The sequence below is a fragment of the Hydrogenophaga sp. genome (assembly GCF_041633695.1).
GTDB lineage: Bacteria > Pseudomonadota > Gammaproteobacteria > Burkholderiales > Burkholderiaceae_C > Hydrogenophaga.
This window is the reverse complement of record NZ_JBFJMY010000059.1, coordinates 1-14,990: the sequence shown is the minus strand read 5'-3', so window position 1 is coordinate 14,990 and position 14,990 is coordinate 1. Positions and strand designations below refer to the sequence as shown.

14 protein-coding genes are annotated in these 14,990 nt (G+C 62.8%); 6 read left to right on the top strand and 8 right to left on the bottom strand.

All coding sequences use genetic code 11. The features are described 5' to 3' along the window. Together ABYB95_RS05705 and ABYB95_RS05700 are read left to right on the top strand one after the other, a co-directional pair. Positions 1 to 485 (top strand): VOC family protein (locus ABYB95_RS05705; protein ID WP_372657497.1); only part of this gene is annotated, 485 nt, incomplete at its 5' end. Positions 486 to 601: 116 nt separating this feature from the next. Further along, positions 602 to 1,246, top strand: coding sequence for a glutathione S-transferase family protein (locus ABYB95_RS05700; RefSeq protein ID WP_372657496.1), 645 nt, complete (start codon positions 602 to 604; stop codon positions 1,244 to 1,246). 119 nt (positions 1,247 to 1,365) lie between these two features. Here the strand turns inward: ABYB95_RS05700 and ABYB95_RS05695 are convergent, their stop codons facing one another. The 5 genes from ABYB95_RS05695 to ABYB95_RS05675 all read right to left on the bottom strand — a co-directional run bounded on the left by ABYB95_RS05695 (position 1,366) and on the right by ABYB95_RS05675 (position 7,515). Then, positions 1,366 to 2,337, bottom strand: a complete 972-nt coding sequence (locus ABYB95_RS05695) for an alpha/beta hydrolase (RefSeq protein WP_372657494.1) — start codon at positions 2,335 to 2,337, stop codon at positions 1,366 to 1,368. Positions 2,338 to 2,426: 89 nt separating this feature from the next. Next, positions 2,427 to 3,902, bottom strand: a complete 1,476-nt coding sequence (locus ABYB95_RS05690) for an aldehyde dehydrogenase family protein (protein ID WP_372657493.1) — start codon at positions 3,900 to 3,902, stop codon at positions 2,427 to 2,429. Between the two features lie 18 nt (positions 3,903 to 3,920). Continuing rightward, positions 3,921 to 5,063: an iron-containing alcohol dehydrogenase gene (locus ABYB95_RS05685; protein ID WP_372657492.1), complete on the bottom strand. Its 1,143-nt coding sequence runs from the start codon at positions 5,061 to 5,063 to the stop codon at positions 3,921 to 3,923. 14 nt (positions 5,064 to 5,077) lie between these two features. Then, on the bottom strand, positions 5,078 to 6,169 hold the full coding sequence (locus tag ABYB95_RS05680; protein WP_372657491.1) for a TRAP transporter substrate-binding protein: 1,092 nt from the start codon (positions 6,167 to 6,169) through the stop codon (positions 5,078 to 5,080). A gap of 434 nt (positions 6,170 to 6,603) precedes the next feature. Further along, positions 6,604 to 7,515: a LysR substrate-binding domain-containing protein gene (locus ABYB95_RS05675; protein ID WP_372657490.1), complete on the bottom strand. Its 912-nt coding sequence runs from the start codon at positions 7,513 to 7,515 to the stop codon at positions 6,604 to 6,606. Between the two features lie 137 nt (positions 7,516 to 7,652). Between ABYB95_RS05675 and ABYB95_RS05670 the strand changes: the two genes are divergently transcribed. After that, a complete protein-coding gene (locus ABYB95_RS05670) occupies positions 7,653 to 8,597 on the top strand; it encodes an amidohydrolase family protein (protein WP_372657489.1) in 945 nt (314 codons plus the stop codon). A 23-nt stretch (positions 8,598 to 8,620) separates the two neighbouring features. After that, on the top strand, positions 8,621 to 9,604 hold the full coding sequence (locus ABYB95_RS05665; protein ID WP_372657488.1) for a Bug family tripartite tricarboxylate transporter substrate binding protein: 984 nt from the start codon (positions 8,621 to 8,623) through the stop codon (positions 9,602 to 9,604). Positions 9,605 to 9,756: 152 nt separating this feature from the next. Here ABYB95_RS05665 and aceF read toward each other — a convergent pair whose 3' ends face one another. Both aceF and mdeB read right to left on the bottom strand, forming a co-directional pair. Next, entirely contained in the window at positions 9,757 to 11,133 is a 1,377-nt protein-coding gene (gene aceF / locus ABYB95_RS05660) for a dihydrolipoyllysine-residue acetyltransferase (RefSeq protein WP_372657487.1), read from the bottom strand. A gap of 5 nt (positions 11,134 to 11,138) precedes the next feature. After that, the gene (mdeB, locus tag ABYB95_RS05655) at positions 11,139 to 13,745 is read right to left on the bottom strand and encodes an alpha-ketoglutarate dehydrogenase (protein ID WP_372657486.1); all 2,607 of its coding nucleotides are present in this window, start codon (positions 13,743 to 13,745) and stop codon (positions 11,139 to 11,141) included. Positions 13,746 to 13,861: 116 nt separating this feature from the next. On the opposite strand from mdeB, the gene ABYB95_RS05650 reads away from it, so the two are divergent. Next, on the top strand, positions 13,862 to 14,329 hold the full coding sequence (locus ABYB95_RS05650) for an Lrp/AsnC family transcriptional regulator (RefSeq protein WP_372657485.1): 468 nt from the start codon (positions 13,862 to 13,864) through the stop codon (positions 14,327 to 14,329). Positions 14,330 to 14,444: 115 nt separating this feature from the next. Then, on the top strand, positions 14,445 to 14,636 hold the full coding sequence (locus ABYB95_RS05645; RefSeq protein WP_372657484.1) for a transposase: 192 nt from the start codon (positions 14,445 to 14,447) through the stop codon (positions 14,634 to 14,636). 213 nt (positions 14,637 to 14,849) lie between these two features. Here the strand turns inward: ABYB95_RS05645 and ABYB95_RS05640 are convergent, their stop codons facing one another. Beyond that, positions 14,850 to 14,984, bottom strand: coding sequence for a helix-turn-helix domain-containing protein (locus tag ABYB95_RS05640; RefSeq protein WP_372657498.1), 135 nt, complete (start codon positions 14,982 to 14,984; stop codon positions 14,850 to 14,852). Positions 14,985 to 14,990 lie beyond the last annotated feature (6 nt).

Genomic DNA, 14,990 nt, shown 5'->3' with positions numbered 1-14,990 from the left:
TCACCGTGACCGACCGGGGCGAAGTGCTGGGGATGGACCTGGTCTTTCTTTCGCGCGACCCGATGGACCACCATCAAATCGTTCTGGTCACCGGCAAACCCGAGAACATCCCGGCCAATCCCTTTCACCCGCAATTCGGCAGCGTGATCAACCAGATCTCCTTCCGCGTCGGTTCGCTGGACGGCTTGCGCGATCTGCTGACCCGCTTCGAGGCCGAGAACGTGCAGAGCATTCTGGTGGGCAACCACGGGATTTCCTGGAGCATCTATTGCCACGACCCCGATGGCAACAACCTGGAATTTTTTGTCGACACCGACTGGTACTTCCCCCAGCCATTTCTGATCCCGCTGGATCTCAAGCAGTCGAACGAAGAGATTCTGCGGGTCACCGAACAAATGAGCCGCGAGCAACCGGGGTTCGAACCCTACGCCGACTGGCGCAAACGCTTCGCCGCCAAGATGCGCCGCTTCAAACCCGGCGTTTGATCCATGGATACACTGCGGCTGTTCACAACAGCAGCGGTGTTCCCACCCCGACCGGCATCGGCCGCTTTGCCACTCCGGTGTGCAAACCCTCCTGAGCCCTACCCACGTTCCAAACCATGCAACTCACCCTCGCCTACTGCCCCGTCGCCTGCTCGCTGGTGCCTTACATCCTGCTCACCGAGGCGGGCGCCGCCTTCGACACCTTGGACGTGAACCTGGGCAAAGACGAAAACCTGGGCCCCGCCTACCTGAAGATCAATCCCAAAGGCAAGGTCCCGGCGCTCATCATCGACGGCGAAGTGCTGACGGAAAACCTGGCCATCCAGTCCTGGATCGCCAGCCAGTTCCCACAGGCCAAGCTGATGCCCACAGAACCCCTGGCCTATGCACGCGCGCTCTCGGTCATGGCCTGGTGCGCCGCCGGCATACACCCCAAGCTCACGCAGCAGGCCCGACCAGCGCGTTACTGCGACCTGCCCGACAGCGCCGACAACGTGCGGGCACACGGCTCGCATTCGATGCTAGAACTGTTCGCCATCGCTGAAGAGATGCTGCAGGGGCGCGAGTGGTTCTTCGAGCACTTCACCTGCGCCGATGCCTACTTCTATTGGTGCTTCCGCCGAGGCTCCATGTTCAAGGTCGATGTCTCGGGCTTCAAGAACTGCCTGGCCCACCTGCAGCGCATGGAACAGCGGGCCAGCGTGCAAGCACTGCTGGCCCACGAGAAGCGCGTCACAGAAGCTTTCGCGAAAGCAGCCTGAGAGGCAACCTCTGGCTGCGTGTGGCGCAGCCAAGCCGCAGCCCACCAACGGAAGCACATCAAGGCAAGTGACGTTCACAAACCGCATAGCCCACCGTTGGAGAACCCATCGACGGTGGGCTATGGCACTTCACAGGCGCAGCGCATGGCGAAAGCCAACTGCTGCATTTGCAGCGCTCGGCCGCGGTGGTGGAAGTCAATGCAATGACCCGTCTGGGCCCACATCTCTGCATCGACCAAGGGGGATTGTGCCAATGCGCGGGCGAATCCATCCACTTCAGCTTGGCTCATGATCCACAAGGGATCCAACGCCGCCTGCCGGTAGTGAACCGGTACCTTGATGGCACCCAAGGTCTCTTGGGCGTTGTCTGCCCAAGTGCTCACGATATCGACCAACTCGACCTTGGGCGCGGGCGCATCGGCGATTTGGCTCGCGACCACCATCGCGGGGTCGAAGGTCCCTGCAGGACCGAACATCATTTGCGCCTTGACGGGCGGCGGCATTTCAACGGTAGGAGTGTCGGGCAGGCTTTCCCACATCGGTTTGTGCTCGGGAGGCGTGCGCAGGCAAACACCAGACAGCGCGATTCCCAGCAAGGGGAAATCTGTGGACGCCTTGTTCGCCACGATGGCGGCCATGCTGGCCACAATGGCCGCGCCTATGGAGTGACCAATGAGAAAAATGCCCCGTGTCCCTGGGCCATAACGCCGCCAGCAGTCGTCCAGCGCCTCGACCAAGTATTGCGCTTGCCCACGCACCGTTGTTCGCTCAGCCGACAGACCAGGGCTACCCAAATACCCCGGGCGGTCCAGGGCCACGATGGGAATGCCGTTCACGGCGGCACGGTCCAGCAGCGAGGCGCCTGGCACATCGAAGTAGCGCGACGTATAGGTCCCGCCATGCAGAGCGACCACCAATGGCAACGGTGTCTGGTCATTGCGACGGTCAGGAAGTCGTACCTGTCCACTCAGGTTGGCCGCAACAAAATCGCCTGTGTCGTATGGATGTGTAGATGCATTCATAACTTGTCTCCTTCTTTGGGGTTTACCTTGAACAAAAAAACGAATGGAGTCGCATGCGGGCTTGCGCACGGCAGTTCCCTCGTTGAGAGTCCTTTGCCGCACCGGCAAAGCGACAAACATCTCACACAAGCCTGCCGGGTCGTGACCATCGCACCGATCTAAAGGGGATACTGCCGCTGGTTCTGGCTCACCGTGACCAAGTTGAGGTCGGTGAACATGTCGATCGCCCAGCGGCCAAAGCGTGCCCAGCCACTGTCCTTCACGCCGCCAAAGGGAATCTGAGGCTCGCCGCCCATGGTCGGCCCGTTGACATTGACCATACCGGCCTGGATCTTTCCACCGAAGGTCACGGCTTTCCAGACATCGGCACTCATGATCGAAGCGGACAGCCCGAACGCGGTGCCATTGGCTTTGTCCGCGGCCTCCTGTTCGCTGTCGAAGGGCTCGACCAGCACCACCGGGCCGAACACTTCTTCGCAATGGATCGGCGCATCGGTCGGTACGTCGACCAACACGGTCGGGGCAAAGCATCGGCCTTCGCAGTGGCCGCCAGCCAGCACGCGTGCGCCCTTGGCCACGGCATCGGCAATGCCCTTCTTCACGTTGAGCACCGCCTGATCGTTGATGAGCGGCCCGATCTTGTTCTTCGGGTCCGACGGATCGCCCGGCTGAATGGCTTTGGCGCGGGCCACGAAGCGCTCAAGAAACGCATCGAACAAAGGCCGCTCGACCAGGATCTTGCGCGTGTTCATGCAGATCTGACCTTGATGAAAGAACGCCGCGAAGATGGCCGTGTTCACCGAATAATCGAGATCCGCGTCCTTGAACACGATCATCGGGTTGTAACCACCGAGTTCGAGCGCAATGCGCTTCAAGTGCTTGCCTGCGCGTGCGGCCAACACCGACCCGGTGGCCGACGAGCCGGTGAAGTTGTAGGCACGCACCTTGCGGCTTTCGAACAGCTCGTCCGCAATCGGCGCCACCTGTCCGGGTGCATGCGTGATGACGTTGAGAACACCGGGTGGAAATCCCGCCTCGGTCATGATCTCGCCCATCAACAGGCCCGCACACACGGGTGCGTCCTCCGAGGGTTTGAGCACAACGGTATTGCCGCACGCCAGCGGTGCGACGATGGTGCGAAAGCCCAGCGCGAGCGAACCGTTCCAGGGCGAGATGCCACCGATCACACCGAGCGGTTTGCGCAATGCCATCGCGAACACGCCCGGCGTGTCCGAGGCCACGATCTCACCGCCTGGCAGGTAGGGAAAGCCGGCGGCTTGCCGCAGCAGGCCGACGGCCCATTGCACTTGAAAGCGTGAAAAGGGTGCGGCAGAACCGGTTTCCTGCGCCAGGGTCAATACGATTTCATCGGTGCGGCGCTCCAGGATGTCGGCCGCTTTCAGAAAGAGCGCCTGGCGCGCGCGCGCGCCCATGGCGGCCCAAGCGGGAAAAGCCTGGTCGGCCGCATCGATTGCGCGTTGCGCATCGGCCGCACCCGAAGCAGGTATCTCCGCGAAAACCTCGCCGTTGTAGGGATTCATGTCGGCGTAGGTGCGGCCACCTTCGGCCTCGACCCATTCGCCGGCAATCAGTTGGCGGTATCGCTTCGTCGGGTTTGTTGTTGTGGCTGTCATGGCTTCGTTTCGAATGATTCAGGATGGATGGAGTGAGCGTTCGAACATCTCGGCGTAGTCGGATATGGACGGGTGGAAAGGCGCAAAGAGGTTGAAATGGCTGGCGTTCGCCGACCGCGCCAGCGCATCCACATCCGTGGCGACGTAGCCCAGTTCGGCCAAAGTGGCAGGCAGACCCAGATCGCGCATCAGCGTTGCCACGCCTTGCGACAGCGGCATGTCTGCGGCAAGCCCCAAAGCGCTCGCCAGAACGCCTAGGCGGTCGGGCGCGTGGACTTGGGTGGCATCCAGCGTGGCCACGAGTCCGATACCGCTGAGAATGCCGTGCGCAAATCCCTGATCGCTGCACGACAAGGCCACCGCATGCGCCGGGCCAAGGCCCATACCGATCGACACGCCGCCCGCAAAGGCAGCCAGCATCATCTCGGCACGGGCTTCACTGTCGTTACCATCGGCGACGGCTCGGCGAATGTATTGCGCAACACGCGATACGCCATCGAGCGCGATCGCATCGCCCAGCGGCAGGTGCTTCCTGGACAGGTAGCCTTCGATGCAATGGCTCAGCGCATCGATGCCGGTGGCCGCTGTCAGCTTGCGTGGCAGGCTGTGTGTAAGCAGAGGATCCAGGATCACCACCCTGGGCACCAGATGGCGCGAATGCATGCCGACTGCGGCGGAGGCCGCGTCCGGATGGATGCCGGCCGATGGCGAGGCTTCGCTGCCGGTGCCTGCGGTTGTGGGGATGGCGATCAGTGGCGCCGCTGCAGCGTGCACGGCGTTGGGAATGCCCACGTAGTCGGCCACGCGGCCCGGGTTCGTCGCCAGCAAGGCGATGAGCTTTGCGGTGTCGATCACCGAACCGCCGCCCAGCGCCACGACGCCGTCGCAGCGCTCCTGCGAATAAAACGCCGAGCCCGCGTCGACATCTGAGTACAGAGGGTTCTCGGTGACCCCGTCAAAAACCGGCATCGAAGCGGCATCCCCACAAGCCGACACCGTTTTGGCGGCGATCCCCGCCGCGACCACACCTTTGTCGGTCACGAGCAGCGGTCGCTTCACGCCCAGCACCGCCAGCTCCTGTGCCAGCGACGAGAGTGCCCCGTCCGCGAACAAGGTGCGTGGCAGCTGCAGGACCGCAACCAGAGGGATAGGCGCTCTCATCCTTGCCCCCTGGTTCAGCGCTTCACGGCATTGACGCGTGCCCGCAGGTCGTCATAGAACTTGCGCGCTGGCAGCCCCTTGGCCTGCACCGCCTCAATGGTCTGTTCCACCACCGGCTTCAGCGGCGCCCGGAATGCCTGCACCTCGTCGGCGTTCGGCACGATGATCTCCACCTTCTTGTCGACCAGGTAGCGGCGACCCGCTGCTTCGGCTTCGTCGAATTTACCGCCCATGCGGCGCGCCGCTTCCACGCCCATGCTGTCGTCGATCAGCTTGCGCAAGTCCGCAGGCAAGGACTCGTATTTCTTTTCGTTCATCGCCAGCCCCAGGGTGACGGCGCTGAAGTTGAGTTCCGTCACCGACGTGACCGCACTGCCCATCTGAAACGCTTGCCCGGCTTCGTAGTTGAAGACCATGCCTTTCACGGTGCCCTTCTCCAGCGCGTCGGCCAGCTCCACCGGCGACACCGCAGCAGGCGAAGCGCCCAGCGCCTCGATCATCTTGGCAGCCAATGGCCCGTTGTGCCGCAGGCGCATGCCCTTCATGTCGGCGGGCTGGTGAACACTGGCCTTGTTGAACATCAGGCTCAGGTTGGGCTGTGCAACCACCATCAGCAACTTGGTGCCTTCGTACTCCTTGTCCAACTGGCTGGCCAGGCCGGTCACGAGGGCAGAGGCCTCGGCGGAGCTCACCGGCTTTTGCAACATGCCGCCCGCTTCGGGGTTGAACACATAGGGGAGTTGGGCCAACTCCGTCAGAGGAAACCGCCCCGGTGTGGCGCCGTGCAAGAAGTAAGCAATATCGGCAACGCCCGTTCTGGCCAGATCGTACTGGCGCGTGATCGGTCCCATCTGGCTCGCGGGATAAACCGTGATCTTCAACCTGCCGTTGGACTTCTTGTCCATGTCATCGGCCCAACGCAGCAGCTCCTGGTGGATCGTATGGCTGGTCGGCACGTAGTGCGACACCTTGAGCTCCACTGCCTGCGCGAAGGCGGTGCTGCCACTCGAAAGGGCGATGGCCGCACCGGCCGCCAGCAGCGCTCTTCTCGCGATCAACGCGCCGCCGGGTTGAAGACGCTGGGTCCGAAGGGTGGTTTTTTTCATGTGTATGTCTCTTGGTTGGGGGAAAAATGAGCGATCAATGCGGCTTCTGCCCTGACATCTTTTGGCGCCTGGGGCGCGATGTTCTGGCCCGATCGTAGGTACGACATTGCTATGCAGGAAGATGATGATTTGCCGAGGATGATGCAAAAATCTCATCACCCCAAAGCCTGAGGTGACCACCTGCAAGGCGCTGAACCAGGCGGCCGCACGTGGTTCCAAAGGGGGTGAGCGCAACACTTGGGCCGGGCCCGATCGGCTCATTCGTCCGTGACATCTCCACAGGTGGCGAAGCCAGACAGCCATCCAGGAAATGCCACATGGCGCGACCCGGACGCGACCCTGGACGCCATCGGCGGCGTGCACCCGGGGGTCAAGGCCCCGCTCAAGGACGGTTACCGCAGCCTTCTACATCGGCCCGGTGGTGGAAGTGGGTTTCAGACTTCCACCGACTGGAGGTAAGCCACGCTCGCCCGCCGAAACATGTCGGCCAGGTACTCCGCCGCCGGGGTCAGGGGCAATGCGGCGCGGCGGACGATCACGACGCGCGGGGCGGGCAGTTTTTCCTTGACGTCGATCACCTGCAGTGCGCTGCGGGTCAACGGGAACTCGTGGTACTGGCGCAGCGAGATCGCCAGCACGTCGGACGACATCACCATCATCAGCATGCTCAGCATCGATTCGGCCTGCGCCACCACACGCGGAGCCGGCAGCTGGAGCCGGGCAAACACCTCGGCAAACTTCTCCTCGGCGTTGTCGGTCGCCGCCGTGGTGATCCAGCGTGCTTCGGTGAGCTCGGCCAGGGAGCGGGCGTGGGCCAGCGGATGGCCATGGCGGGCGTAGACGGCCCGCGTGTTGTCGAACAAGTGCTCCAGCACAAACTCGCGCGAAAGGCCGGCGTCGGGCGCCGGGCCAATGAAAAAGTCCACGCTTCCGTCCCGCAACCGCGCTTCCACCGCCGGGAAAGAGGCTTCGATCACACGCAGCCGAACGCCGGGAAAACGCGCCTCGAACAAGGGCAGCGCCATCGGCAGCAGAACCAAGTGCGCCACGATCGACAAGCACACCACGACCTCGCCCTGGTCGCTGCCCAGGAACTGAGCGACCTCTTCCTTCGCGCGGCGCGACTCGCTGGCAATGACCTTGGCCCGCCGCAAAAACAGCTCGCCCACGGGCGTCGGTGTCATGCCATGCGAACGGCGCTCGAACAGCGGCGCTCCCAACTCACGCTCCAGCTCGCCGATGTTGTGGGTCAGCGCGGGTTGGGACATGCCCAGTTCCCGTGCTGCGGAGCGCAAGCTGCCTTTTTCAGCCACACACAGCGCGGCCCGAAGCTGGTTGAGTTTCATGGCGATAACTTTATTCGATCTCCAAAACACTTTTGACATCTTTTTCTTTTCATCGTGCCTTCCTAGACTGGCGGCCAACGCGGCACATCTGCCCCCATAGCGGAGACATGTACATGACCTACCCCAGGCCCCCGAAGATGAAACTCATTGCCCTGGAAGAGCACTTTCTGGACGCCCAGGTGGCGGCCATGCTGGACGAGGTGGACCAGGCCTTGCTGTCACCCACCCGGGTACCCGGTCTCGACGAATTGGGCGATGCCCGCATCCAGGCCATGGACGAGGCCGGCATTGCGGTGCAAGTGCTTTCGCACACCAAGCCGGGCGTGCAAGAGATTGACGACGTGAAGCTGGCGACCTCGCTGGCGGCGTCTGCCAACGACCGCTTGGCCGAGGCCGTGGCGGCACACCCCACGCGCTTCGCCGGTTTCGCCACACTGGCAACGGCGGCTCCCGAAGCCGCCGCCCGGGAGCTTGAGCGCACCGTGACCGAGTACAGCTTCAAGGGCGCCATGATCAACGGACACACCAAAGGGGAGTACCTGGACAACCCCCGTTTCTGGCCCATATTTGAAACCGCTCAGGCCCTGGATGTACCGATTTACCTGCACCCGGCCAACCCGCATCCGGCTGTGCTGGAGGCCTACTACAAGGACTATCCGGTCCTTGGCTACGCGCCTTGGGGCTACGCGGTAGAAACCGGCACCCATGTGCTGCGTCTGATTCTGAGTGGCGTGTTTGACCGCTTCCCCAACCTGAAGATGGTGATCGGCCACATGGGCGAGTTGTTGCCATTCGCGCTGTGGCGCGCCGACGGGCGGCTCACGCCCAAATACCCACACCTCAAGAAGTCGGTTCGCCAAACCTTCATGGACCACTTCAGCCTCACCACCGCAGGCGTTTTTTCCACGCCGGAGCTGATGTGCACCGCCAGCGTGGTGGGCTTTGACAACATGCTCTTTTCTGTGGACTACCCGTTCGAGTCCAACTTCGAGGCCGTGCGCTGGTTCGAGTCGCTGCCGATTGCCGACAGCGACCGAGCCAAGCTTGCCCACCTCAACGCAGAACGCCTGCTGAAACTTTGACAACGACAACCGGAGACAACACCATGAAAAAATCCATGCTCAAGCTGATCACCATCGCACTCGCAGGCAGTGCACTGGCCACCGGAGTTCTGGCGCAAACGCCCGCCACCTTCCCCTCCAAACTGGTCAAGCTGGTCGTCCCGTTCACGCCCAACAGCGGCAGCGACATCATCGCCCGCATCATCGGACCCAAGCTGTCGGCACGCTGGGGCCAGCCCGTGGTGGTTGAAAACAAGCCGGGCGTGAGTGGCAACCTGGGCGCACAGGCAGTCGCCAACGCCACCCCAGACGGCCACACGCTGCTGATGGCGATCAATACCTTCACCATGACGCCCGCCATCTACAAATCGCCGGGCTTCAACCCGGTGAGCGACTTCGCGCCGATCACCCAATTGGCCGAAGCCGGTTTTGCGTTCGTGGTCAGCCCCGACGTGCCTGCCAAAGACATGAAATCCCTGATCGACTTGGCCAAGAAAAACGGCGGCAAGCTCAACTACGCATCGCCCGGCAACGGCACACCCCACCACCTGGCCATGGAGTTGTTCAAGTCTGGGCGCCAACTGGACATCTTTCACGTGCCCTACAAAGGGATCCAGGGCGCACTGAGCGACCTCATGGGCGGCCGGGTACAAATGATGTTTGCCACGGTGCATTCGACACGCCCACTGGAACAAGGCGGGAGGGTGCGTTTCCTTGCCGTGACGGGTGACAAACGCAACCCGCTTGCGCCCGACGTTCCCACGTTCAAGGAACAGGGCATCCAAGACATGGAAGGCGTCGACGCCTGGTTCGCCGTCTTGGCCCCAGCAGGCACGCCGTCCGACATCGTCGCCCGCCTCAACCGCGACTTCGTCGAGGTGATGAACAGCGCCGAACTCAAAGCCGAGCTCGCCCAACAAGGCCTCACGGTGAAAACATCCACCCCAGAGCAGCTTTCCAACACCATCAAGAGCGACCTCGCGCGCTGGAAGAAGGTCGTGGTGGACGCCGGCATCACCGCCGATTGATGGCTGGCATCTAAAGACGCTGTGGGCCAGGTGGCTCAGGCAGCGTCTTTAGATCCGCGGTGCAATCCATCCAGGTAAAGCAGCCCGAAGCTGGCTATGCCATCTCCGCCTTTCCATTGAGCAGGGCACGACTGTGCCCTGCTCCGCAGGATTTAGAGCAGTACGCGGCGGAAGTCGCCGAGGATCTGGCCCAGGTAGGCGTTGAAGCGGGCCGCAGCGGCGCCGTCGATCACGCGGTGGTCCCAGGTCAGGCTCAAAGGCAGCATCAGGCGTGGCACGAATTCCTTGCCGTTCCACACCGGTTCCATGTTGCTCTTGCACACGCCCAGAATCGCCACTTCGGGCGCGTTGATGATGGGCGTGAAGTAGCGCCCGCCAATACCGCCCAGGCTGGAGATGGTGAAGGTCGCACCGCTCATTTCAACCGGGCTGAGTTTGCCTTCGCGCGCCTTCTTGGCCAGTTCGCCCATTTCCTGACTGATCTGGAAGATGCCTTTTTTGTCGGCGTCTTTGATCACCGGGACCATCAGGCCGTTGGGCGTGTCGGCGGCAAAGCCGATGTGCCAGAACTGCTTGTAGACCAGGGCATCACCGTCCAGCGAGCTGTTGAACTCGGGAAATTTCTTGAGCGCGGACACGCAGGCTTTGATCAGAAAGGCCAGCATGGTGACTTTTACACCGCTCTTCTCGTTCTCCTTGTTGGTGGAGACGCGGAAGGCTTCGAGTTCGGTGATGTCGGCGTCGTCAAAGTTGGTGACGGCCGGGATCATGATCGCGTTGCGCAGCAGGTTGGCGCCGCTGATCTTCTTGATGCGGCCCATCTCCTTGCGCTCGATGGGGCCGAACTTGGCAAAGTCGACCTTGGGCCAGGGGATCAGGCCCAGACCGGCACCGTCGCCACCACCGGCCGGCGCTTTGGCGGCCTGGGCTTTGGTTTGCACAGCGCCGCTCATCACGGCTTTGGTGAACGCTTGTACGTCGTCCAGGGTGATGCGGCCTTTGGGGCCTTTGCCCTGGATATCGCCCAGCGGAACACCGAGTTCGCGCGCGAACTTGCGCACCGAGGGGGAGGCGTGTGGCAGACCCACCGGCGCCGTGCCGGGGTTGTGGGCCGGGGCTGCAACAGTTGCCGATACCGGCGTTGCAGCTGGCGCTGCTGCGGCGGCGGGCGCGGCTGCGGCGGCGGGCGCTGCTGCAGGCGCTACCGGAGCGGCAACGGGGGCGGCAGGCGCAGGAACAGCCATAGGTGCAGGTGCCGCGACGACCGGTGGAGCTGCAGGACTCGGAGCAGCGCCCTCACCGGTGGTCTCCACCACCAACACCACCGAACCCGCCGTCACCTTGTCGCCCAAGGCAACGCGCAACTCCGTCACCACGCCAGCGGTGCTGGAGGGGATTTCCATCGAGGCCTTGTCGGACTCCACCGTGATCAGCGACTGCTCGGCCAGCACCGCATCACCCACCTTGACCAGCAGCTCAATCACCGCGACTTCGTCCAGGTCTCCGATATCCGGGACCTTCACTTCCATGGTGCTCATGCCTTCAAGCCCAGAGACGCGCGCGCGCGGCGCGCAATGCTTTGGGCATCAACCTGGAAGTGCGCGCGCAAGGCCGCGCGTGTGTCGCTGCGGCCAAAGCCGTCGGTGCCCAGCGTGTGGTAGCGCCGTGCTTCGGGCATGAAAGCGCGCACGCTCTCTGGCACCGCACGCACGTAGTCGGTAGCGGCCACGATGGGGCCAGAACCGCTGGACAAGAGTTGCGTCAGGTAGGCCTCGGACCCATTGACCTCTTGCGCCGAACCGTCGCGCGCCAGCTCGCTCCAGCTGGTGACGCTGAACACGTCGGCGCCCACGCCTTGTGCGGCCAGTTGCTCGGCGGCTTTGAGCACTTCGGTGAAGATCGCGCCCGAGCCCAGCAAAGTCACGCGCGGGCCATCTGTCGGGCCATAAGTGCCGAAGCGGTAGGCGCCGCGCAGCACCCCTTGGGCTGCGCCCTCGGGCAGATCGGGGTTGGCGTAGTTCTCGTTCATGAGCGTGACGTAATAAAACACGTCCTGCTGCTCGACCAGCATCTCACGCATGCCCGCGTCCAGGATCACGGCCAACTCACCCGCAAACGCCGGATCGTAGGCCTTGCAGTTGGGAATGGTGGCCGCCACCAGGTGGCTGCTGCCGTCCTGGTGTTGCAAGCCTTCACCGCCGAGTGTGGTGCGGCCCGAGGTGGCGCCGAGCAGAAAACCCCGGGCGCGCTGATCGGCGGCGGCCCAGATGGCGTCGCCCACACGCTGAAAGCCGAACATGGAGTAGTAGATGTAGAACGGCAGCATGGCCATGCCGTGCACGCTGTAGCTGGTGGCCGCGGCGGTCCAGCTGGCAATGGCGCCCGCTTCGCTGATGCCCTCTTCCAATATCTGGCCTTCCATCGCTTCGCGGTAGCTCAGCACCGAGCCGATGTCTTCGGGCGCATAGCGCTGGCCGACGCTGGAATAGATGCCGACCTGCTTGAACAGATTGGCCATGCCGAAGGTGCGCGCCTCGTCGGCCACGATGGGCACGATGCGCGGCCCCAGCGTCTTGTCTTTGAGCAAGGCGCCGAGCATGCGCACAAAGGCCATGGTGGTGCTCATTTCCTTGCCATCCGCGTTCAAGGCGAACTTCGCGTAGCTGTCGATGGCCGGCACCGGCAACACCTCGCACGCCGTCTCGCGCCGCGGCATGGCGCCGCCCAGGCGCTCGCGGTGCTCGTGCATATAGCGCATCTCGGCGCTGTCTGGCGGCGGCTTGTGAAAGGCCAAGCCCTTGGCCTGTTCATCGGTGAGCGGCAGATTGAAACGGTTGCGAAATTCGATCAGATCGCTTTCGTCAAACTTCTTGTGGCTGTGCGTGGTCATCTTGCCCTGCCCCGCCGTGCCCATGCCATAGCCCTTCTTGGTCTGCGCCAGGATCACCGTGGGCTGGCCCTTGTGCGCGGCGGCCTGTGCGTAGGCGGCGTGGATCTTCACCAGGTCGTGGCCTCCGCGCTTCAGACGGTCGATCTGTTCGTCGGTCATGCCCTGGGCCAACCGCGCCAGTTCTTCGTTCTGGCCAAAGAAGTTGTCGCGGTTGAAGCGGCCGTCCTTGGCGGCAAAGGTCTGCATCTGGCCGTCGACCGTGTTGGCGAACGCGCGCGCCAGTGCGCCCGTGGTGTCGCGGGCAAACAGGCCGTCCCAGTCGCTGCCCCAGACCAGTTTGATCACGTTCCAGCCCGCGCCTGCAAAGAGCTTTTCCAGCTCGTCGATGATGCGACCGTTGCCGCGCACCGGACCGTCCAGCCGCTGCAGGTTGCAATTGACCACCCAGACCAGGTTGTCGAGCTTTTCGCGCGCGGCCAGCGTGAGCGCGCTCATGCTCTCGGGCTCGTCCATCTCGCCATCGCCGAACACGCCCCAGACTTTTCGGGCTTCGCAGTTCTGCAGCTGGCGGTGCGTGAGGTAGCGCATGAAGCGCGCGTGGTAAATCGAGCTGATCGGGCCTATGCCCATGGAGCCGGTGGGAAACTGCCAGAAATCGGGCATCAGGTAGGGATGCGGATAGCTGCACAAACCACGCGCACCTTCGGCAGGTGCGGTGAGTTCCTTGCGGTAATGCAGCAGATCGGCTTCGCTCAAGCGGCCTTCCAGGAAGGCCCGCGCGTACACACCGGGCGCGCTGTGGGCCTGGAAAAACACCAGGTCACCGCCGTGCGACGCGCTTTTGGCGTGAAAGAAATGGTTGAAGCCGGCCTCAAACAAATCGGCAGCGCTGGCGTAGCTGGCGATGTGGCCACCAAGCTCGCCATAGGCCTGGTTGGCGCGCACCACCATGGCCAGCGCGTTCCAGCGCATGAGCGAAGCAAGACGCTCTTCCACCGCCAGATCGCCGGGGAATGCGGGCTGCTGATCCACCGCGATGGTGTTGACGTAGGGCGTGTTCAGCTCGGGCTGCCAGCCGATGCGCTGGGTACGCGCCAAGCGGGCCATTTCGTCGAGTATCTGGCGCGCGCGTGCCGGGCCTTGCTGCGCGATCAAAGACAGCAACGCGTCGCGCCACTCGTTCGTCTCCACGGGGTCTCCATCCACCACGGTCGGTGGCGCGAGATTCAAAGGGTCGGTCATCTGGTTCATGCTGGTTTCTCCTAGCCCACACTCTATGCCCGAGTCTGTGGCAGTTGTCTCTGAAATTCGGCAAAACCGCTTTGTCAGCAGCATAAAATGCCGAACATTAAACACATATAAGCACGATGAACCTCGACGCCACCGATTTGAAAATTTTGGACGTTCTGCAAACCGATGCCAGCCTGTCCAACGTGGAGCTGGCCAGACGCGTGCACCTCTCGCCTTCGCCCTGCCTGGCCCGGGTGCGCGCGCTCGAAGCACAGGGTCTGATACGGCAATACGTGGCCCTGCTCGACGCGAAACAGCTGGGCCTGCACCTCAACGTGTTCATCTCCATCAGTCTCAAGCAACAAAGCCGCCAGGCGCTGGAGGAGTTCGAGCAGCGCATCAGCATCCGCGACGAGGTGATGGAGTGTTATCTGATGACCGGCGACGCCGACTACCTGTTGCGCGTCGCCGTGCCCGACATGCCCGCGCTGGAAAGCTTCATCCTGGAACAACTCTCGCCCATCGCCCAGGTCGAGAAGATCCGTTCCAGCTTTGCGCTCAAGCAGGTGCGCTACAAAACCGCACTGCCCTTGCACAACGCGTAAGACCGCAGTGCACTCCATCCAATGGCGGCGCACGGGTTGCGCTTGGCCCGTCCGGAGTGAACCGTGTCGGGTTTGAACCGCCCCCCAGAAGTTGGACAAACATCAAGGGGGTTTCATGGCAAGGTACGAAACGGCATTCAAGCTCAAGGTGCTCAAGAGCTGTCTGGCCGGTGACGGTGTCGCGAAACTGTTGGCACGGCGCTGGTCAGTGACCGAGGAGAAGGTTCGCACCTGGGTGAACCACTACCGGTTGCATGGTCTCCACGGCTTGCAAACCAAGCACAGCGTCTACAGTGCGCAATTCTAGCGTCGGGTGCTGCCCCATCAGGATCGCGAACAACTCTCGAGCCGTCAGGTGGCCGCGATCTACGACATCCGCAACTCCAACCAGGTGGCGGTCTGGCGGCGCAAACTCGACAAGGACGGATTTGGCGCATTTGAGAGCTGCAAGCGAAGACCTGTCAATATGAAACCGACACGATGTCGGCCGGCTTCGGGGACCGCACCAGGCCTTCCGCCCTCATGGCCGTCGGTAGGCCCCGCAATTTTTCCCTGTCCACCGTTTGAACGCACGCTGAAACGTAGGACTGTCGCTGAAACCGAGTTCGGAAGCCAGCTGCACCAGCGACACGCGCGACGACGAAAGGCGCGAGATCGCTAG